Annotated in this window: 17 protein-coding genes and 1 pseudogene; 14 read left to right on the plus strand and 4 right to left on the minus strand. The window is 55.0% G+C overall.

Annotated features, from left to right (window positions below; genetic code table 11):
• The 3 genes from BMY36_RS16565 to BMY36_RS19590 form a co-directional block, all read left to right on the plus strand.
• The coding region (locus tag BMY36_RS16565; protein WP_139194106.1) for a DDE-type integrase/transposase/recombinase at positions 1–298 on the plus strand (298 nt) is incomplete at its 5' end.
• Positions 299–455: 157 nt separating this feature from the next.
• Positions 456–938: a hypothetical protein gene (locus BMY36_RS16570; protein WP_050520025.1), complete on the plus strand. Its 483-nt coding sequence runs from the start codon at positions 456–458 to the stop codon at positions 936–938.
• 185 nt (positions 939–1,123) lie between these two features.
• Positions 1,124–1,309: a hypothetical protein gene (locus BMY36_RS19590; protein ID WP_139194107.1), complete on the plus strand. Its 186-nt coding sequence runs from the start codon at positions 1,124–1,126 to the stop codon at positions 1,307–1,309.
• Positions 1,310–1,589: 280 nt separating this feature from the next.
• On the opposite strand, the gene BMY36_RS16580 is transcribed toward BMY36_RS19590, so the two are convergent.
• The 3 genes from BMY36_RS16580 to BMY36_RS16590 all read right to left on the minus strand — a co-directional run bounded on the left by BMY36_RS16580 (position 1,590) and on the right by BMY36_RS16590 (position 3,369).
• A complete protein-coding gene (locus BMY36_RS16580; RefSeq protein WP_050520023.1) occupies positions 1,590–1,943 on the minus strand; it encodes a RidA family protein in 354 nt (117 codons plus the stop codon).
• Positions 1,940–2,407, minus strand: a complete 468-nt coding sequence (locus BMY36_RS20330; protein WP_197086061.1) for a bacterioferritin-associated ferredoxin — start codon at positions 2,405–2,407, stop codon at positions 1,940–1,942. Before BMY36_RS20330 ends, BMY36_RS16580 begins: the two co-directional genes overlap by 4 nt.
• A 206-nt stretch (positions 2,408–2,613) precedes the next feature.
• On the minus strand, positions 2,614–3,369 hold the full coding sequence (locus tag BMY36_RS16590) for a DeoR/GlpR family DNA-binding transcription regulator (RefSeq protein WP_050520021.1): 756 nt from the start codon (positions 3,367–3,369) through the stop codon (positions 2,614–2,616).
• 126 nt (positions 3,370–3,495) lie between these two features.
• On the opposite strand from BMY36_RS16590, the gene BMY36_RS16595 reads away from it, so the two are divergent.
• Entirely contained in the window at positions 3,496–5,913 is a 2,418-nt protein-coding gene (locus tag BMY36_RS16595; protein ID WP_050520020.1) for a GcvT family protein, read from the plus strand.
• Positions 5,914–5,941: 28 nt separating this feature from the next.
• On the opposite strand, the gene BMY36_RS16600 is transcribed toward BMY36_RS16595, so the two are convergent.
• Positions 5,942–6,829, minus strand: coding sequence for a LysR substrate-binding domain-containing protein (locus BMY36_RS16600; RefSeq protein ID WP_050520019.1), 888 nt, complete (start codon positions 6,827–6,829; stop codon positions 5,942–5,944).
• A gap of 177 nt (positions 6,830–7,006) precedes the next feature.
• Here BMY36_RS16600 and BMY36_RS16605 point away from each other — a divergent pair, with 177 nt between their 5' ends.
• From BMY36_RS16605 to BMY36_RS16650, 10 genes and pseudogenes are all read left to right on the plus strand, one after another.
• Complete coding sequence (locus BMY36_RS16605; protein WP_217646633.1) at positions 7,007–8,629, plus strand: Na/Pi cotransporter family protein; 1,623 nt, start codon at positions 7,007–7,009, stop codon at positions 8,627–8,629.
• A gap of 107 nt (positions 8,630–8,736) precedes the next feature.
• Entirely contained in the window at positions 8,737–9,927 is a 1,191-nt protein-coding gene (locus BMY36_RS16610) for a 2-aminoethylphosphonate--pyruvate transaminase (protein ID WP_050520017.1), read from the plus strand.
• Between the two features lie 33 nt (positions 9,928–9,960).
• Positions 9,961–11,205 carry a phosphonoacetate hydrolase gene (gene phnA, locus BMY36_RS16615; protein WP_050520016.1) on the plus strand — a complete coding sequence of 415 codons (1,245 nt, stop codon included), beginning with the start codon at positions 9,961–9,963 and terminating at the stop codon, positions 11,203–11,205.
• Between the two features lie 15 nt (positions 11,206–11,220).
• Positions 11,221–12,672, plus strand: coding sequence for a phosphonoacetaldehyde dehydrogenase (phnY, locus tag BMY36_RS16620; RefSeq protein WP_050520015.1), 1,452 nt, complete (start codon positions 11,221–11,223; stop codon positions 12,670–12,672).
• Positions 12,673–12,744: 72 nt separating this feature from the next.
• The gene (pbfA, locus tag BMY36_RS16625; protein WP_050520014.1) at positions 12,745–14,094 is read left to right on the plus strand and encodes a (R)-1-hydroxy-2-aminoethylphosphonate ammonia-lyase; all 1,350 of its coding nucleotides are present in this window, start codon (positions 12,745–12,747) and stop codon (positions 14,092–14,094) included.
• Complete coding sequence (locus BMY36_RS16630; protein ID WP_050520013.1) at positions 14,091–14,930, plus strand: EamA family transporter; 840 nt, start codon at positions 14,091–14,093, stop codon at positions 14,928–14,930. Before pbfA ends, BMY36_RS16630 begins: the two co-directional genes overlap by 4 nt.
• A 212-nt stretch (positions 14,931–15,142) precedes the next feature.
• The gene (locus tag BMY36_RS16635) at positions 15,143–16,165 is read left to right on the plus strand and encodes a putative 2-aminoethylphosphonate ABC transporter substrate-binding protein (RefSeq protein WP_050520148.1); all 1,023 of its coding nucleotides are present in this window, start codon (positions 15,143–15,145) and stop codon (positions 16,163–16,165) included.
• A 29-nt stretch (positions 16,166–16,194) separates the two neighbouring features.
• On the plus strand, positions 16,195–17,334 hold the full coding sequence (locus BMY36_RS16640) for a putative 2-aminoethylphosphonate ABC transporter ATP-binding protein (protein ID WP_244888691.1): 1,140 nt from the start codon (positions 16,195–16,197) through the stop codon (positions 17,332–17,334).
• A gap of 1 nt (position 17,335) precedes the next feature.
• Positions 17,336–19,339 carry a putative 2-aminoethylphosphonate ABC transporter permease subunit gene (locus BMY36_RS16645; RefSeq protein WP_050520011.1) on the plus strand — a complete coding sequence of 668 codons (2,004 nt, stop codon included), beginning with the start codon at positions 17,336–17,338 and terminating at the stop codon, positions 19,337–19,339.
• Between the two features lie 278 nt (positions 19,340–19,617).
• Positions 19,618–19,860: pseudogene (locus BMY36_RS16650) on the plus strand (IS6 family transposase); the annotation flags it as partial.

Consider the following 19,860-nt stretch of genomic DNA (forward strand, 5'->3'; position numbering starts at 1 on the left):
TGTCGTCATCGACAAAAGCGGCGCTAATCTGGCGGGTCTGCAAAGCGTCAATGTGATCCTGAAGTTCACGGGATCAGGCAACACCATCAAGATACTGCAGGTCAAATACCTCAACAACATCATCGAACAAGATCATCGCTTCGTAAAGCGGATCACGGCCCCCATGCTTGGCTTCAAGGCCTTCCATTCTGCCGAGGCGACCTTGGCTGGGATCGAGACCACGCATATGATCCGAAAGGGGCAGCTCCATGCCAACGGCCTTACCGCATTTCAGCAGTTTGCTGCGCTCGCAGCATAATTATGTCCGGGCGATGCCCGCACTCAAATTCCAACAAAATTTGCGACAGAACCCTTGCCCCGACCCGAAACGCACCCACCCGGGCCTCGTCTTGAGGCGGGTTCCATCAGGCACCATTCAGGAGGATACATTCTTGAGACATCATGAAAGACAGATAATGAAACGGACCTTAGCTTTTGTTCTGACCATTGCGGCCGCGCCCGCTTTGGCACAGGAACTGGGTGGCACTTTCACGGGCACCTTGAACGGCAACGCGATGACCTGCCAGATATGGCCGACGCAGTCGGACTTTCTCAGATCCGGCAATACCATGATGGTCAGTATCATGACCAATCGCTGCGAGGGGATCGAGGTCCAAGGCCAGATTGCCCTGAGCTTCGAGCAGACCGGCGAGTCTATCGGCTCTGTGGAAATCCGCATTTTCGGTCAAACAGACGGTCCAGATCTTCATAGTAATACCGATACGGGCGCTACGGTCGAACTGCTCTCGGCCGACGAGGAAGCCGACTTCCTGTCGCTGTCCGGCGAGATGTTGGCGCAGGTTGGCCCATCGCAAGATCGGGGTAGCACCATTGACCTGTCCGCCCCGCAGGAGCTTGAGGTCCGCTTTTCCGGCGCAATTGGAAAACTTGACTTTTAAAGCGCAGACGGGTGTGTGCGGCGGTTACGTTTGCGCATAAGGTGTTCAGTGAGGTCCGAGACGGATTCTTTTCTCGCCCTTGGTCAGGCCCGCCCACGACTTGTGGCTGTGGCACAGCTTTCGGCATCGATTTGCGAATTGGTCGCGGGGGGGCGGGGGTTTCGATTGTAGAGCCGGTCACAGCGTTGAATTTTGCTGAGATGGGGCGGGTGATTTTACGCCCGCTGCACCCCGAACAGCCGTTCCGCTATGATCTGCTGCTTCCAGCCTTACGCGAACCGTCACGGGTTGCCATGCAGTTTTTGACTTTGGTGGAGGAACGGTTCGCTGAGATGAAACGCAGAATTGAGGATGCATCAGTTCGTGAATGAAAAACTGACGCATTTATCATTTCGAATAGCCTTAATATTTTTAACCCTTGCTCAGTAAACTTGGAAGCAAGGAAGACGAGATGTCCGGAGCTAAATTCACAGAAGAGCTCAAGCGCGAAGCTATCGCCCAAGTCGAGGATTAAAGATGCAATGATCTAACCATTGCCCACCTTCCAGCATTTTTTTTGGCCAAGCGTCAGTATGCGAACTTCCCTGCCATTGGCCACTCTTCGAGAGCGACGAGGGCAGTCTCTTGAATGTTACGCACCTTGACGCGCACTTAGAGGGAATCTTTGCTACATGCGGCTGTAACTATAATCTCCACCTTGAGTGTATCCCTTGCCAGTCGCGCTTCGCCACAAGCGCGTGCGGGCGCTTGGCCTTTTGGAACCCATTTGTCCCACACGGCATTCATTTCGTCAAAATCGTTCATGTCTGACAACCAGATTATCGCTTGAAGGATTTGGTCTCGCGACGAACCCGCCTTGGCCAATAGCGCTTCTACCCGCAATAGGCAGTCTTTGGTCTGGTCTGCGACCGTGTCGCCATCGCCAACTTGTCCACATAGATAGGCCACGCCATTATGCTTGACGATTTTGCTCATGCGCTGCCCGGTTTCTATCCGTTCGATCATTTTCTTACCTCTGATGTTTCATATTTCGCCAGTGCTGCAATTTCGCCCAATGTCACCGGCTTGAGTGGTGGACGGACCCGATAACACCCAATTTCTTGCAGCGGGAGTTTGTTCGCTTCCGGCAAAATCTGCGTCACTGAAAGACCGCAGTAGCGACCCTGGGAGGGGCCCATTCTCACGCGCCCGAATGCCTTGGTTTGGTTCGGACTAATACAGCCAAAGCCTGCCATGCGTCTGATGTCTCCCGCGCTGACCTCTTCGCAACGGCAAATGACAATATCGTCTGACGGCGTGAGGGCACCCGCGTAGGGCGGGTAGGCACAGTTGATGAAAGGACGCGCCGCGCGATCTGCTTCAAGGCGTTTTTGCAATGGGCTGGTCAAAGCATCACGATCGGATTGCGAAATCTTGTTCCTGCGCACCCAGTCTAGTTCTTCCCTGGCGCTGGCGGCTCCTATTTCCAACAGAGCGGTGCTACACGGGCGAGGGGCAGGTCAAGCCACTGTGGCAAGAAAATGCATAGGACCCTGGGGCGGTATTGCTGCTACATCCCAGTAGCAGCCCTTCGGTCACACTGCGCCAACGTCTTCAGAGTGAAGGCCGTTTTTGTTTCAATCGCCAATGAAAAAGCGGTCGCGAAACGCTTCTACGTTAAGGGATCTTATGAGCATCAAGCGAGCAGGAGTGGTAACCCTATTCCGGTCAGCATCGCTTGCTCCTCTGGCGGTGGTTCTCGGTCGCAGATTAATGCTCTCGCTGTTTGTGGGGATTTCCAGCGCAGTGGGGCAGCGCGGCCGAATTTTCCGTGGTCAGCAAGGAAATAACAGTCCGCGGCTGCGGATCGCATGGTGTTTCGGAGTGAAAACCCTTCGCGGTCGAAATCTGTCAGGCCTTGAGCGGCACTAAGTCCTCCAAGGCTGATGAAGGCTGTATCAACATTGTAGCCCGCCATCATTTCTGTCGTGTCGCGCCCGCTCGTTATGTTTTGCGCAAGCGCAAGTGTGCCTCCGAGTAGCACAACGTCGGCGCTGTTGCCTAGTTCTTGAGCAATTGCAATGTCATTGGTCCAAACCTTGAGCCCAACATGGGTACGGAGCTCTCTCGCCAGGACGAGCGTGGTTGATCCGCAATCTAAAGCCAATCTCGAACCGTCCGGCACAAGGGATGCGGCAAGCCTAGCCATACGGGTTTTACCTTCAATATTGGTGGCAAGCCGGGCCTGCAAATCGGGCTCTTGCAACCCTATGCGCACCGCCCCGCCATAGACTTGTCGCAGCAACCCCCGTCCTGCTAGATACGAAATGTCATTGCGGATTGTTTCTCGGGTCACGGCTAGCAGCGTTGCAAGCTCGACCGAGCGGGCTGTTTCCACGCGTTCTAGGTGGTCAAGAATGGTGCGGTGGCGCTGGATCGGAAGATCAGTCATTTTCGGCCTTTTGAATTCAATTTATAGGTACCACAGAATTTTCGATACGCCAATAAGTTAAAAAAACTTCCAAATTATGCAAAGTCGGGCTAACCCTGTCTGAGATAGCCAGAAAGAGGTACTCCGATGTCCCGCACAGACCTGCCAAGCCATGCCCGCGTTGTGATCGTCGGGGGGGGCGTTGTTGGCGCCTCAACCGCCTATCATCTGACTAAACTGGGGTTTCCCGATGTTGTGCTGCTTGAGCAAGGGCAGCTTTCTTCGGGGACGACATGGCATGCGGCAGGGCTTGTTGGGCAGTTGCGCGGCCATTCTGTGATGACAGGGCTGATCCAGTATTCTACCAAGCTGTATTCCGAGTTGCATCTGGAAACCGGGTTAGAGACAGGTTGGAAGCAATGCGGTTCTGTTTCCGTTGCACGGACGAATGAACGGATGATGCAACTGCATCGCACCATTGCCAGCGCTCGCGCCCAAGGGGTTGAGGTGCAGGAATTGACCGCGCAAGAAGCGGGCGAGAAGTGGCCACCAATGCGGGTGGATGATCTGAAGGGCGCGATTTGGTTGCCCGGTGATGGCAAGGCCAACCCCACCGATCTGACGCAATCTTTGGCAAAAGGCGCGCGCATGGGCGGCGCGCGAATTTTTGAAGGCGTGCGGGTGACCGGTATTTCTCAATCCAAGGGCCGGGTAACTGGGGTTCAAACTGAACAGGGCGACATCACGGCAGATATCGTGGTGAATTGCGCCGGCCAATGGGCGCGCAAGTTGGGGTTGATGTGCGGTGTATCGGTGCCGATGCATTCGGCAGAGCATATGTATATTGTTACAGGTTCCGTGCCTGGGGTTCACCCCGACCTGCCAGTGATGCGCGACCCAGATGGCTATATCTATTTCAAGGAAGAGGTCGGCGGCTTGTGCATGGGCGGGTTTGAGCCCGTGGCCAAACCTTGGGGGATGAACGGCATCCCCGATGATTTTGCTTTTCAACTGCTGGAGGATGACTGGGACCAGTTCGAGATCTTGATGGAAAATGCCCTCATCCGCGTCCCTGGTCTGGAAGAGGCCGAGGTCAAGAAATTCTACAACGGGCCAGAAAGCTTTACCCCTGACAACAATTTTTTGTTGGGTGAAGCGCCGGAGTTGAAGGGCTTTTTCGTTGGCGCGGGCTTTAACTCAATGGGCATCGCAAGTGCGGGTGGTGCAGGGCGTGCGCTGGCGGAATGGATTGTGGAGGGGGCTCCCACTATGGACCTGTGGCCAGTCGACATTCGCCGCTTTGCCGTATTCAACAACAACCCGACGTGGTTGCACGACAGGGTGAAGGAAACGCTTGGGATGCATTATACCATGCCCTGGCCGAACCTTGAACAAGACAGCGCGCGGCCCTTCCGCCGGTCCGCACTTTATGACCGGTTCAATGCTAAGGGCGCCGTGTGGGGCAGCAAGATGGGGTGGGAACGGGTGAATTACTTTGCTCGCAACAAGCCCGAAGCCACCATCGCGTATTCCTTCGGTCGGCAAAATTGGCACGATGCTGCTGCCGCGGAACATGTTGCAACCCGCACCGGGGCCGCATTGTTTGATCTTACATCTTTCTCGAAGCTGATGGTCGAAGGACGCGATGCTTTGACTGTACTAAACCGGATATGTGCCGCCAATCTCGACCGCCCGGTCGGAAGCTCGATCTATACCGGCATGTTGAACACCCGTGGCGGCTATGAAAGCGACTTGACTGTGTTCCGGTTGGGCGAGGCACGTTTTATGGTCGTTACCGGGTCGGCGCAGGCAGTGCATGATGCCAATTGGATCCGACAAAACACCCCCGAGGACGCGCATGCCTGGGTGTCGGATGTGACCAACGCGTGGTCAGTGTTGGCGGTAATGGGACCGAGTGCGCCCGCGCTTTTGCAAAGCCTTTCGCGCAGCGATTTGTCCGACAACGCACATCCCTTCTCCACGGTTCGTGAGATTGATCTGGGCTATGCCACGGTTTTGGCGAACCGGATGAGCTATGTCGGTGAGGCAGGGTTCGAGTTGTTTGTCCCGGTGGAATTCACCCTTGGGGTTTATGAGGCGTTGCTGCAAGCCGGAGCGCTGGCTCACGCAGGTTATTACGCGCTGGATAGTTTGCGGATTGAGAAAGGCTATCGGGCTTGGGGGCGTGAACTGACCCCAGATATTACGCCTTTTGAAGCAGGGCTTAGCTTTGCCGTCGATTTTGATAAGCCCGGCGGCTTTATTGGACGTGACGCATTGTTGGCGTTGAAGGGGCAACCACTGCATCAGCGTATTGCACAGTTCAGCTTGACTGACACAATGCCACAGCTTTGGGGAGGGGAGTTGTTGCTGCGGGACGGTGTGCCGGTGGGCAAAGTGATGTCGGCGGCTCATGGCCACAGCATCGGGCGGCCCGTAACCCTATGTCGGATTGAGGAGTCTACGCAGGCAATCGACCGTGCCTATCTGTCCGAAGGCGCGTTCGAGATTGATCTTGCGGGGGTCAGGTTTACAGCGAAATGGCACGCGAAACCGCCGATATAACAGCCCATCATCGCCGCAGGATCGGCGTTCAAGCGTCAGCAACGATGTCGTTTGCGTGATCTTGCGCGATTGACAGAAAAGCGCTGACGAGTTTGCCGCCACGGCGCTCGCGCAGGCAAATCAAGGTTTCGTCCATCATCATCTGGCCTTCATCCTCAAGCGGAATACGAACAAGTCGGGGATCGTCGCCAAATTCGGCAGCTGACACAAACCCCACGCCAGCACCCGAAGCGACAATCTCTCGCACGGCTTCGCGGCCCTCTGCTGTGATGGTGGGCGTAAAAGCAAATCCTTTCGCCTCAGCGGCGTCTTCAAACTTCTTGCGCGTTTTGGATCCAGCTTCGCGCATCACCAAAGGCAGGCCAAAAAGGTCCGGAAAACCCAAAGATTTGCGCTTGGCGAGCGGATGGTCGAGCGCAACAAAGGCGGAAATGGGGCTGGAGTTCAGCGCTATGGTTTCGAAATCGCGTGCTGGGGGAAGTTCGCCGAGAATACCAATATCGGCCACATAGCGGAACAGGCTTTCGGTTACGGTTTCTGTGTTGCCTTGGCTGAACTTTACTACGACGCCAGGGTACTTTTCACGAAACCTTGCGAGTATTTTGAGCACATGTACCGCGCTGTCGGCCATTATGTGCAAGGTGCCTGTGCGCGTGGCTCGGCTTTCGGTCAACAGCTCCTGCGCCTGCTCTTCGCTGTCGAACATTCGCCGTGTGATTTCCAAAAGCTTTTCGCCTGCAGGTGTTATCTCGACTTGTTTTTTATGGCGGTTGAACAAAAGGATATCGTATTCCTCTTCCAACTTGCGGACTTGATCGGAAATCGCGGGCTGGGTTAGAAAAAGCTCATTGGCGGCGCGGGAAAAGCCGCCACATATGGCGACATAGTGGAATGCGCGAAGCTGTACGTAACGCATAAAGAGCTCCTTCTATAGCAGTGATTTATACTTTCATTTAATCTAACGATTTGCTTTATGCACATCAAGAGTGCTGTATGGCGTGCCGACACAGTAGGGCCGCCGCGGTTTTGGACCTGAATTTAGGGAGTTAAAATGCTACCAGTTGCTTTTCTGATCCATCTTGCCGGTGCAGTAATGCTGCTTTTGTGGGCTGTTCGCATGGTGCGCACTGGGGTTGAGCGCGCTCATGGTACGCGATTGAAATCGGCGCTCCGAGGCGCAAAGGGCGGCACGGCACAAATGGCACTGGTGGGCATGGTGCTGGCCGTGGTTTTGCAAAGCTCGACCGCGGTCGGGATTTTGACGGCTGGGTTTGTGACCAGCGGAATTTTGACTGTATCGACCGGCATCGCGGCGCTGCTCGGGGCGGATTTAGGGTCGGCCCTGGTGGTCAAGATTTTGTCGTTTGATCTGTCTGGCTTAATCCCGTTTTTGCTGCTGGTTGGCTCCACGATGTTTTTGAAATTTGAGGCCCGCGGCGTTAAGCAAACTGGGCGGATTGTTTTGGGCATCGCGTTCATCTTGCTCTCCCTTCAAATGGTCGGGCAGGCAACGGAACCGCTGCGCGACAGCGCACTGCTGCCGGGGCTGGTGGGCTATTTACGTGGCGACCCTTTGACAGCGTTTTTGGTGGCGGCGGTGATCGCGTGGGTCGTGCATTCGTCGGTGGCCACAGTCCTTTTGTTCGTGACTTTCGCCAGCGGGGGCATGTTGCCGCTTGAGGTGGCCTTGCCGATGGTGCTTGGCGCCAATCTTGGCGGAGGAATTATCGCCGTTTGGCTTACCCGCGGGATGGAGATCGAGGCGCGGCGTATCCCAATTGGGAACCTGATCTTTCGTGGCGTTGCGGCAGTGTTGGTCCTGACGCTGCTGCAAGTTGGTGATCTGCCGGTCCATTATTTGGGCGCGACTGAGGCGGTGCAGCTAGTCAATTTTCACCTTGCTTTCAATCTTGTGCTGGTCCTGCTGGCCTTGCCTTTTGTGCGCTCTATGGAGCGGCTTGCCACTCTTATTTTGCCCGATCCGGTGGTTGCGGCGAGTGCTGAGGCGATGGCGCCGATTGCCAGCATGCTTGACCGTGCCTTGGTCGGGAACCCGACGGTGGCATTGGCTAGCGCCAAGCGCGAGCTGTTGCGCATGGGCGAAATCGTGGCCGCCATGTACCATCCGGTGATGGAATTGATGGATGGCGGTAATCTGGACAAGATCGCGCGTGTGCGTGCTTTGGATGATGAGGTGAACCGCAAACACACCGATATCAAGCTGTTCATCGCCGAAGTGAACCGTGGCAAGCTGACCGAGCGTGAATCAAAGCTGGGCGGCGATCTGACCAATTTTTCTATCAACCTCGAGTATATCGGCGACATCATTGCTAAAAGCCTTTTGTCGTTGGCCGAAGAGAGGGCGCAAAAAAAGCTCCGATTTTCGCCAGAAGGCTGGGCGGAAATGTGCAATCTGCACAACAGGGTAGGCGCGAATATGCAGCTTGCGTTGAATGTTTTGGTGTCAGGTGATGTGGAAAGCGCGCGGCAGTTGGTCAAGGAAAAAGAGGAGATGCGCAAACTGGGGCGCGATAGCCATGATCGCCACCTTGAGCGGCTGCGAAACGCCCATGCAGACAGTATAGACACATCTGATATTCATCTCGAGACGGTGCGGTCGTTAAAGGAAATCAATTCACTGTTGGTTACTGTCGCATATCCTATTTTGACAGAAAGCGGGCACTTGTTGGAAAGTCGTTTAGCCAAATCGATCTGACGTATCGTTTTTAGTAATGATTTAATACAAAATAACGATTTTACATATATAGAGGCCTATGGGAAAACTCCTTTCATACCGCCATTTTCAAAAATGAGGCTGCGCATATGTCTTCCCTCCAAAACGACGCATTTCCAGATCCGGCAAAAGGCGAACCCTTCCTGCTAACGCCCGGCCCGCTGACCACAGCGCTGTCGGTGAAAGAGGCGATGCTGCGCGATTGGGGATCTTGGGATGGCGATTTCCGTGCCATGAGCAAATCGGTTTGCGATCAACTGCTTGGGCTGGCAGGCGATCCGGATGATGCGTATGTTTGTGTGCCGATGCAAGGCTCTGGCAGCTATTGCGTCGAGGCGATGTTGGGGACATTCGTGCCACGGGATGGCAAGGTTTTGGTGCTTGCCAATGGCGCTTATGGACTGCGCGCGGCGGAAACTATGCGCTATTTGGGGCGGGCCTATACGCTGATAGACAAAGGCGATTACATGCCGCCGCGTGGTGCCGAAGTGGCCGAGGCGCTGGCCGCTGACCCTGCGATTACCCATGTGATTGTGTGCCATTGCGAAACGTCTTCGGGCATTCTGAACCCTGTGGCCGAGATTTCCGAGGCTACCTATGCCGCTGGCCGCAAACTGCTGATCGACTCCATGTCGGCTTTTGGCGCGATAGACCTTGATGTTACGCAGATCAGATATGAGGCGATGGTCAGTTCGGCCAACAAATGTATCGAAGGCGTTCCTGGCTTTGGTTTTGCAATTGCCCGCAAGGCGGAACTTGAGGGCTGCAAGGGTAACTCTCACTCCCTCGTGCTGGATTTGTACGCACAATGGACCAATTTTGTGAAATCGGGCCAGTGGCGCTATACGCCCCCTACCCATGTTGTTGCCGCCTTCCTAGAGGCGTTGCGCCTCCATGCGATTGAGGGCGGGGTGGCAGGGCGTGGGGCGCGTTATACCAAAAACCGCGATGTGATGGTTGCGGGGATGCGGGCGCTTGGCTTTGAAACCTTGCTGAAAGATCGCTGGCTCTCACCGATCATCGTGACTTTCTTTTGCCCAGCCGATCCGAAATTCGTGTTCACCGAGTTTTATGAACGGATGAAAGACAAGGGTTTCATTATCTATCCCGGCAAGCTGACCGTAGTGGATAGCTTTCGTGTCGGCTGCATTGGCTGGATGGATGCCGCGATTATGGCCCGCGTTGTCAAAGCCGCCGCCGAGGCGCTGGCGGAAATGGGGGTCGCCTCGGCTGCCCCTCCTGCCGCAGCACTTGCCGAACGTGCAAAACTTGCCGCCTGACCCGGCACACAGAGATTAACTAAAGGACTGACCATGACCCAAAAGAACCCAGTTGTTGCCAATGGACGCAGCTATCCTTGGCCCAAAGTGACCGCGATTGCGATCTGCCTTGATGGATGCGAACCGGAATACCTGACCCAAGCCATCGCCAAAGGTCTGATGCCCACGCTAAAGAAAATGCGTGAAGCTGGCACCGACCGGTTGGCGCATTCGGTGATCCCGTCCTTCACCAACCCCAACAATCTGTCCATCGCTACGGGCCGCCCGCCCGCAGTGCATGGCATTTGCGGCAATTACCTTTACGAGCCGGAAACCGGCGAAGAGGTGATGATGAATGACGTGCGGTTTTTGCGCGCGCCAACCGTGTTCAAGCAGTTCTATGATGCCGGGGCACGCGTGGCGATTGTGACCGCCAAGGATAAGCTGCGCGCATTGCTGGGCGCAGGCTTGCAGTTCGGGGATGACCGCGCGAAATGTTTCTCGGCTGAGAAATCTGATAGCTCGACGCAAGCCGAACATGGGCAAGAAGCGGCTTCAAAATGGCTCGGGATGGCGCAGCCGGAGGTTTATTCGGCAGAGCTATCAGAATTTGTCTTTGCCGCCGGGGTCAAATTGCTGGCCGAATGGAAGCCGGATGTGATGTATTTGACGACGACCGATTACGTTCAGCATAAATACGCCCCGCATCAGCCAGAAGCACAGGCGTTTTTTGAAATGTTTGATCGCTACCTTACGCAGTTGGATGCGATGGGGGCGGCAATTGTGGTAACGGCCGACCATGGCATGAAGCCCAAGCATGATGCCAATGGCGACCCGCAGGTGATTTATGTGCAAGATTTGCTGGATGAATGGTTGGGCGAGGCTGCTGCCCGCGTGATCTTACCGATCACCGACCCCTATGTTGTACATCATGGCGCTTTGGGCGGTTTTGGCACGGCCTATCTGCCCAAAGGGGCCGATCAGGCTGATATCATCGCGCGCCTTGCCGCACGCCCGGAAATTCTGGAGGTGATGGACCGAGCCGAAGCGGTAAAGCGCTTTGAGCTGCCTGCGGACCGGATCGGCGACATTGTAATGATTTCGACCGAAAATATGACCATCGGCACTTCGGCGCATCGCCATGATTTGGCCGCGTTGAATGAACCACTGCGCAGCCATGGCGGCTTAACGGAACAAGTGGTGCCCTTTATCGTTAACCGTGTCATCGACTTGCCAAACCAGCCGGTTCTGCGCAATTTTGATGCGTTCTTTTATGCGACCACTGCCGCAGCACTTTGAACTGGAAAGCCGCAAATGAAAGATAAGACAGAGATCAGACATGAAGGCATGCGCATCGGTGGGGAAATTGTCTTCACCGATGAGGTGATCGAGGTGCGCTATCCCTATACGGATGAGGTGATTGGCACCGTGCCTGCGGGCAAGGCCGAACACGCCAAACGCGCCTTTGAGATTGCCGCGAATTACAAATCAAAACTCAGTCGTTATGAGCGCAGCCAGATCCTGCGCCGTGCGGGGGAATTGATTGGCGAGCGCCGCGAATATCTGGCGAAATGGTTGGTGTTGGAGTTGGGCATCTGCCACCAGCACGCAATTTATGAGACGAAGCGGGCGCAGGATGTCTACCAATTCGCCTCACAGCAAGCGCTGAACGATGATGGTGAAATTTTTTCCTGCGATCTGACCCATAATGGCAAAGAGCGCAAAATTTTTACCAAACGCGAACCGGTGCGGGCTATCTCGGCGATCACGCCGTTCAACCACCCGCTGAACATGGTCAGTCATAAAATCGCGCCGTCGATTGCCACCAACAACTGCATGGTGTGCAAGCCGACGGAGCTGACGCCGCTGACCGCCATTGCGCTGGCCGATATTCTGTATGAGGCGGGGTTGCCGCATGAGATGTTCCAGATCGTGACGGGTTGGCCGAAAGACATCGGCGAAGAAATGATGGTGAACGAACACATCGACATCATCACTTTTACCGGCGGGGTTCCCGTCGGCAAGTTGATCGCCGCAAAGGCTGGGTACAAACGCCAAGCGCTGGAACTGGGCGGCAATGACCCGTTGATCATCTGCAATGATTTGTCCGATGCAGACCTGGAAAAGGCCGCAACCATCGCCGTGGCTGGTGCCACCGGCAATTCGGGGCAGCGCTGCACCGCAATCAAGCGCATTTTGGTGCAAGAAAGCGTGGCGGATCGGTTTGTGCCGATGGTGTTGGCCAAAGCAAAGGCTATCAAATTTGGTGACCCACAAGATCCGGCGACAGAGCTGGGCTGCGTGATCCATGCCCAAGCGGCGGAACTTTTTGAAAAACGCGTGTTCATGGCCGAGAAGGAAGGCGCTGAGATCCTTTATCATCCGGGTCGTCAAGGCGCGCTTTTGCCACCTATCGTTATCGATCGGGTGCCGCATGGCTCTGAGCTGGTGATGGAAGAAACATTTGGTCCGATCATCCCTATCGTGCGCGTGCCCGATGATGATGTCGAGGTGATGCGCATCTCCAATTCGACGCCGTTCGGGTTGTCTTCTGGTGTCTGCACCAATGACCTGCACCGGGCAATTGCCTATATCAACGGGCTTGATGTCGGTACTTGCAACATTTGGGAACAGCCCGGATATCGGATCGAAATGTCACCCTTTGGCGGCATCAAGGACAGTGGCAATGCGGTGAAGGAAGGCGTCATCGAAGCGATGAAATTCTTTACCAATGTCAAAACGTATTCCTTGCCCTGGCCAAACTAAGACAAAAAGTCTCCCTGTGACTGACGCGGCCCTGCGGGGCCGCGATTTTTCTTTAACACAAAGGCTTGGCGAATGAAGATCACCCACACTGAAGGCGAGAGCAACCAATCTGCTGCTCGTAAGGCTTGGGCCGCCAAGCACCCCGATGCAGCCACCCGCGACCTGTTGGCCCGTGATTCCGATGCGTTTTTGCATCAATCGTTGTCCAGCCCTTGTGTGTCAACGATTGCAAAGGCCGAAGGCATCTGGATCGAAGATACTGCGGGTCGCCGCTACATGGATTTTCATGGCAATTCCGTGCATCACATCGGTTACGGCCACCCCCGCTTGATTGCCGCGATCAAAGCGCAGCTTGATACGCTTCCTTTTGCGCCGCGCCGGTTTACCAATGAACCGGCGGTGGAATTGGCGGAGAAGCTGGGGGCAATCTCGCCCGGTGATCTCAATAAGGTGCTGTTCACAACGGGCGGATCAGATGCCAATGAGGTGGCACTTAAAATTGCGCGGGCAGCGACGGGGCGGTTTAAGACCATCAGTTTTTGGGATGCATTTCACGGCGCCGGCTTTGGTGCAGCAAGTGTCGGCGGCGAAGCCACGTTTCGATCCCATATCGCCGGGCCCCTGATGACCGGGGCTGAACATGTTGCGCCCTTCAACTGTTATCGCTGCCCCTATAATCACGCGGGCCCGCAAAGCTGCGGTTTGGCTTGCGCGGGCATGGTGGACTATGTGTTGGGCCGTGAAGGTGATGTCGCGGCGGTGATTGCAGAACCTATGCGTGCCGTACCTGTCGTGCCGCCACCGGAGTTTTGGCAAGCGGTGCGTGCCGCTTGCAATCGCCACGGCGCATTATTGATTATGGACGAGATCCCCACGGGATTGGGCAAAACGGGTCGCATGTTTGCCTTTGAACATGATGACGTTATTCCCGATATTGTGACCCTTGGAAAAGCGCTTGGCGGCGGCATATTGCCCATCGCCGCCGTCATCGCGCGGCAAGGTTTGGATGTGTGCGGTGACTTTGCGATCGGCCATTACACGCATGAAAAGAACCCCGTGACCGCACGGGCGGCCCTTACCACGTTACAAATTATTGAAGATGAGGGGCTAGTGGAACGGAGCGCCGCACTGGGCAGCTATGCTCTGAATCGGTTGCAGGAATTTTCCTCTCGCAGCCCGTTTATCGGCGATGTGCGGGGACGGGGCCTTATGTTCGGGGTGGAGATTGTGGAGGATCGAGCGACCAAGCGTGAGGCCCCAGACCGCGCTGAACGCATCTATTACCGCTGTCTTGAGGCGGGGTTGTCGTTCAAGATTAGTGCAGGCTGTGTGCTAACGCTGTCCCCGCCGCTAACCATCGCGCAAGTTGATCTGGACCGGGCTTTGTCCATTGTGGAAACTGCAATTCTGGCCGAGGCATGACCGCATTCGCCCTTGGATTGGTGTTGTTCTCGGCGCTGCTGCATGCCAGCTGGAACGCGATGCTAAAGGCGGTGGACGATCGGGCAGGGGTGTTGGGGGCGGTGTCACTCGCACATGCACTGGCGGGGGTGGTGCTGATTGCGTTGTCACCCATTCCTGACCGCGCAAGCTGGCCCTCAATCTTCATCTCAACAGTCGTGCATTACGGCTACTATCTGCTTTTGTTTCGGGCATATCGGCATGGCGATCTAAGCCAAGTTTATCCGATTTCACGGGGGCTCGCCCCAGCATTTGTGGCTCTATCGGCATGGTTAATCATTGGCGAAACCATGTCGCCTTTGGGCTGGTTGGGCTTGGCCGCTATTAGTGCGGGGATCTGCCTGTTGGCGATGCTGCGCGGGGCAGCACAGGCACCGGGTTCCACCATTGCGCTGGCGTTGCTGTTGGGAGTTTGCATCGGCACATACTCGGTGGCGGATGGCATTGGCATACGGCAAGCCGGCACAGCGACGGGTTATATGGGTTGGCTGTTTTTATGTGAGGCGCCAGTGCCTTTGGTTATCGCGCTGCACCGCCGCCGCAACCGGGGCCATTTTGCGCCACGCACCTTGATCCTTGGGCTTTTGGGTGGTGTGGCAGCTGTCACTGCGTATGGCTTGGTACTCTATGTCAAAACCATCGCGCCCCTAGGGGCCGTCTCGGCGTTGCGCGAATCCAGCGTAATTATAGCCGCAATGATTGGGGTTTTGGTCTTTGGAGAGCGCCCGTGGCGGGGGCGAATGTTGGCGGCCGTGGTTGTTGCTTTGGGCGTCATTGCAGTGTCGCAGGCTGGCTAGATGCGATGTATCGATATTTTTTATGATGGTAAAAGAAAAATAGATTTTACTTTCTTTTAGTTCTCAGACTTATTTTTGCGAAGGTTTTATAAAGCAGTCACATGGCTGTCGCAGACTTTTGCGAAAAGACCTGAGTAACCACGGTGGAGATTCCGGAAAACCCGGCCAAAGTACCGCCGACAGATAACATCCAACCTAACAGGGGAATGATCATGACCAAAACATCCATTCTATGTATGACCGTCGCAGCCTCGGCTTTGTTCGCGAACGCCGCACTCGCAGAAACAGAACTGACTGTTTACACGTCCGTCGAGGCCGAAGACCTTGCCCGCTATGCCGAAACATTTAACCAAGATCATCCGGATATCAAAATCAACTGGGTGCGCGATTCTACCGGAGTCATCACAGCCAAGCTTTTGGCCGAGAAGAATAATCCGCAGGCCGATGTGGTCTGGGGGCTTGCCGCGACCTCGCTATTGGTGCTGAAGGCCGAAGATATGCTGGCGCCTTATGCGCCGGCAGGGCTGGACAAGTTGTCCGCCAATTTCAAAGACAGCGACACCCCGCCTTCTTGGGTGGGCATGGACGCTTGGGTTGCCGCGATCTGTTACAACACAGTCGAAGGCGGCAAGCTGGGCATGACCGCGCCAACCAGCTGGATGGACCTAACCAAACCGGAGTATGCGGGCCACGTTGTCATGCCGAACCCGGCCTCTTCGGGCACGGGCTTTCTGGATGTTTCGTCCTGGCTCCAGATCTTTGGTGAGGACAAAGGTTGGGAGTATATGGATGGTCTGCACGCCAATATCGCGGCCTATACCCATTCCGGCTCTAAGCCATGCAAAATGGCAGCTGCAGGTGAAACGGTAATTGGTGTGTCTTTTGCCTTCCGCGGTGCGAAGTCCAAAGCCGAAGGCGCGCCAATTGACATTATTGTTCCGTCAGAGGGCGTTGGCTGGGATATGGAAGCGACCGCGATCATTGCGGGTACTGCCGAAGAAGAAGCTGCCAAAACTTTGCTGGATTGGACCATCACACCCAAGGCGATGGAAATGTATAATGTCGGCTATGCCGTGGTGGGCATTCCTGGCATCGCCAAACCAGTGGAGCACTTCCCAGAAGGGATTACCGAAGCGATGATCGACAACGACTTCGAGTGGGCTGCAAACAACCGTACCAAAATCCTTGAAGAATGGACCAAGCGGTACGACACCAAGTCCGAACCCAAGGGCTGATTACAATCGATTGATTCCGAAACATTGGGGTGCCGCGGCGCGGCACTCCATCTTTTGCCTTCATTAGAAAGCCAATCATGTCAAACAAGCCCGAATCTTACCTGCAAATTAAAGAATTATGGAAAGCATTCGGTGAGTTTGTGGCCCTAAAGGACATCAATCTCGACATCGGCAAGGGCGAGTTCATCTGTTTCCTTGGCCCCTCGGGTTGCGGTAAGACGACGCTTTTGCGCGCAGTAGCGGGGCTAGACCCGCAAACACGCGGTCAAATCTTCCAAGGTGGGCAGGATGTCTCGAACTTGCCCACGTCCAAGCGCGACTACGGGATCGTGTTTCAATCCTACGCGCTTTTTCCAAACCTTACAGTCGCGCGCAACGTCGCTTTTGGACTGGAAAACACTGGCCGCCCAAAGGCGGACATTAAGGCCCGCGTTGCTGAATTGCTGGCGCTGGTTGGATTGCCCGAACAGGCCGAAAAATATCCGGCCCAACTGTCGGGTGGTCAACAACAGCGCATCGCCCTTGCGCGCGCCCTTGCCATTAATCCGGGCTTGCTCCTGCTCGACGAGCCACTTTCGGCACTCGATGCAAAAGTTCGCGTACATTTACGCCATGAAATCAAAGAATTGCAGCGAAAGCTCGGCGTGACGACGATCATGGTCACACATGACCAAGAAGAGGCGCTTTCGATGGCAGATCGTATCGTGGTGATGAACCACGGGACTGTCGAACAGATTGGCACGCCAACCGAGATCTACCGTGCCCCCGCATCACTTTTCGTTGCCGATTTCATTGGCGAAACCAACAAGGTTGCCACGACATATCAGAACGGGCGAGTCACGCTTGGCTCGGTTTCGCTGACGACCAAAATGCAAGGCGTGGCGGAAGGGGCTGCCGTGACAGTGGCGGTGCGGCCAGAAGATGTTGTGCCGCATCTGTCCACAGCGGCCGCGGCGGGCGCTGCAAACCTGTTGCCTGCGCGGCTAATGGATATGGAATTCCTTGGGTCTTATTGGCGCTGTCACTTGCAATCGGACATTTTGGGCGGGCAAGATTTGATCGCCAATTTCTCTATCAATGCAGTGCGGCGATTGGACTTGAAGCCAGGGCTTGAAATGGCCGTGGAATTGCCTGCTGAACGGGTTCTCGTTTTTGCGGAAAGGGCATAAAATGTCAGACACAAATCTTCCCTCCGGACCCAATGTCACGCTGAAGCTTGACCGAGACGGCATCATTAAACGCGCCTTTATGGCCGTGATCGCGCTGTATTTGATCGTGGCGTTGGCCCTACCGCTTTACGCGATGCTGTCGAAAAGTTTTGTGACTTATAGCTTCGATCTTGATCGCTATGAATTTCAAGTCAGCGATGACGCGGGCACCTTCGGCCCGGCGCAATCAGCGGCCGCCATCAATGAACAGTTGGCGGTGTTCAGCGACGGGCAACTGCGCACGTCTTCTGATGGGCGCCTGTCAGCGACGGCGTTATTTCCGGATTTCAGCTTTCGCAGCTCGCTTAAATACCGCATGCGCGGCACCGAAGAGGACGCACCTTATTTGGTTGGGCTTGATCTGCAAAACACGACAGAATGGCAAGAGTATGACAGCAATACCTTCCGTCGTATCAACCTGCGCCCTGTCAAGTCGGTTGGAGTACAGAACTATTTCGAGTATTTTTCGAACCCAGCAATGTTCTCTTCAATCCAGAATTCTGTGTTTATCGCTCTTGTAAGCACTGTGTTGACAGTGGGCGCGGCTTTCGGCTTTGCCTATGCCCTGAACCGCAGCGTGATGCGCTTCAAAGGGTTTTTCAAACTAGTCGCGATGATGCCTATCCTCGTGCCGTCGCTGTTGCCTGGCATTGCGCTGATTTATTTGTTCGGCAATCAGGGGATGTTGAAATCAGTCTTGATGGGACACAGCATCTATGGACCGATCGGGATTGTCATCGGGTCGGTGTTTTTCACCTTTCCGCATGCGATGCTTATCATTTCCACTGCGCTGTCGATTGCAGATCAACGTCAATATGAAGCGGCGGAATCTTTGCGCGCTAGCAGGTGGCGTACTTTCTGGACTGTCACAATTCCTGGGGCGCGATACGGGTTGATCTCTGCCGCCTTCGTTACCTTCACGCTGGTCATTACCGATTTTGGCCTGCCCAAGGTGATCGGTGGCCAATACAATGTGTTGGCGATCGACATCTATAAGCAGGTTATCGGACAACAGAATTTTGAGATGGGCGCAGTGGTCTCGGTGATCTTGCTCATCCCGGCTGTGCTTGCTTTTATTGTCGATAGGCAGGTTCAGAAAAAACAGGTTTCGTTGCTCTCGGCCCGCTCAGTTCCTTATCAGCCGAAGGTCAACAAGCAATTCGACATGCTGTGCCTTTTGTGGTGCGGGGCAATGGCGATGTTCATCGTTGGGCTCATCCTTGTTTGCCAATACGCGGCGCTGGTGCAGTTCTGGCCCTATGACCTCAGCCTGAGCTTGAAGAACTACGATTTCAACCGCACCGATGGTGGAGGATGGGCGGCCTATACCAACTCGATCAAACTTGCGTTGATGACGGCAGTATTCGGCACGGTGATTGTGTTCACCGGTGCCTATATGGTGGAAAAGATTGACGGGCTCAAAGCCGGGCGCGGGGTGTTTCAATTTCTTGCAATGCTGCCGATGGCGGTGCCGGGTATGGTTTTGGGACTGGCTTATATCTTTTTCTTCAACGACCCGGCGAACCCTCTGAACGCGATTTATGGCACTATGACAATCTTGGTCGTCTCAACCGTGACGCACTTTTACACAGTTGGGCACTTAACTGCCCTGACTGCCTTGAAACAGATCGATGGTGAGTTCGAGCCGGTGGCGAGTTCGTTGCGTCAGCCATTCTACCGATTGTTTGTTCGGGTAACCGTGCCTGTCTGCTTGCCAGCAATCTTGGATATTTCGATTTATCTTTTCGTCAATGCAATGACGACGGTGTCTGCGGTGGTGTTCCTGTATTCCACTCATACGGCACTCGCCTCGGTCGCGGTGCTGAACATGGATGATGCGGGCGACATCGCCCCTGCCGCCGCAATGGGGATGATGATTTTTTACACCAATGCCGGGGCACGTCTACTGCATATGCTGGCTTCGCGCAGGATCCTGCGTAAAACGCAAAGCTGGCGCGGTCGATAATTGATGTGAGGTCATGTCAGAGGCAAGAACGGTTTGCGGAAACTTTAGACGATCGTTAGCTGCAAGGCCAAGGGCTGCTTTAATCGTAGCAGCCCTCACAAAAGGCGAGCGTCAACGCACGCCATTGTGCATCAGAGCATTGGTCGGGCTGGGCAAGGAGCCAATAGCTCGCATTGGGTCGAAGGCTTGGTTCTGTCGCAAACTTTTTTGACTTTCGCCGGGTCACGTGATGCGGCAGTAATTTTGTGGCAGAGGTGGCGGACGAGAGGGGCGGAGCGATGGTTGACTTCAAGGGCGTACATTTCCCAAAGGAAGTGATCTTGTATTCCGTTTTCTTCTATCTGCGCTACCCTGGTTCCTACCGCGATCTCGAGGAGATCATGGAGGAGCGTGGCGTTGATGTTGATCATGGGACGCTGAACCGTTGGGTGGTTAAGTTTGCGCCGCTGATGGCGGCACAAGCGCAGTCCCGCAAGAAACCAACCGCCGAATCTTGGCGCATGGACGAAACCTACATCAAG

The sequence above is a fragment of the Pseudorhodobacter antarcticus genome (genome assembly GCF_900110135.1).
Taxonomy (GTDB): domain Bacteria; phylum Pseudomonadota; class Alphaproteobacteria; order Rhodobacterales; family Rhodobacteraceae; genus Pseudorhodobacter; species Pseudorhodobacter antarcticus.

Excerpts from the sequence above, each read along its gene's own strand:
- BMY36_RS16570 (WP_050520025.1), top strand. The coding sequence starts at position 456 with ATGAAACGGACCTTAGCTTTTGTTCTGACCATTGCGGCCGCGCCCGCT.
- BMY36_RS16580 (WP_050520023.1), bottom strand. The coding sequence starts at position 1,943 with ATGATCGAACGGATAGAAACCGGGCAGCGCATGAGCAAAATCGTCAAG.
- BMY36_RS16590 (WP_050520021.1), bottom strand. The coding sequence starts at position 3,369 with ATGACTGATCTTCCGATCCAGCGCCACCGCACCATTCTTGACCACCTA.
- BMY36_RS16595 (WP_050520020.1), top strand. The coding sequence starts at position 3,496 with ATGTCCCGCACAGACCTGCCAAGCCATGCCCGCGTTGTGATCGTCGGG.
- BMY36_RS16600 (WP_050520019.1), bottom strand. The coding sequence starts at position 6,829 with ATGCGTTACGTACAGCTTCGCGCATTCCACTATGTCGCCATATGTGGC.
- BMY36_RS16605 (WP_217646633.1), top strand. The coding sequence starts at position 7,007 with ATGCTGCTTTTGTGGGCTGTTCGCATGGTGCGCACTGGGGTTGAGCGC.
- BMY36_RS16610 (WP_050520017.1), top strand. The coding sequence starts at position 8,737 with ATGTCTTCCCTCCAAAACGACGCATTTCCAGATCCGGCAAAAGGCGAA.
- phnA (WP_050520016.1), top strand. The coding sequence starts at position 9,961 with ATGACCCAAAAGAACCCAGTTGTTGCCAATGGACGCAGCTATCCTTGG.
- phnY (WP_050520015.1), top strand. The coding sequence starts at position 11,221 with ATGAAAGATAAGACAGAGATCAGACATGAAGGCATGCGCATCGGTGGG.
- pbfA (WP_050520014.1), top strand. The coding sequence starts at position 12,745 with ATGAAGATCACCCACACTGAAGGCGAGAGCAACCAATCTGCTGCTCGT.
- BMY36_RS16630 (WP_050520013.1), top strand. The coding sequence starts at position 14,091 with ATGACCGCATTCGCCCTTGGATTGGTGTTGTTCTCGGCGCTGCTGCAT.
- BMY36_RS16635 (WP_050520148.1), top strand. The coding sequence starts at position 15,143 with ATGACCAAAACATCCATTCTATGTATGACCGTCGCAGCCTCGGCTTTG.
- BMY36_RS16645 (WP_050520011.1), top strand. The coding sequence starts at position 17,336 with ATGTCAGACACAAATCTTCCCTCCGGACCCAATGTCACGCTGAAGCTT.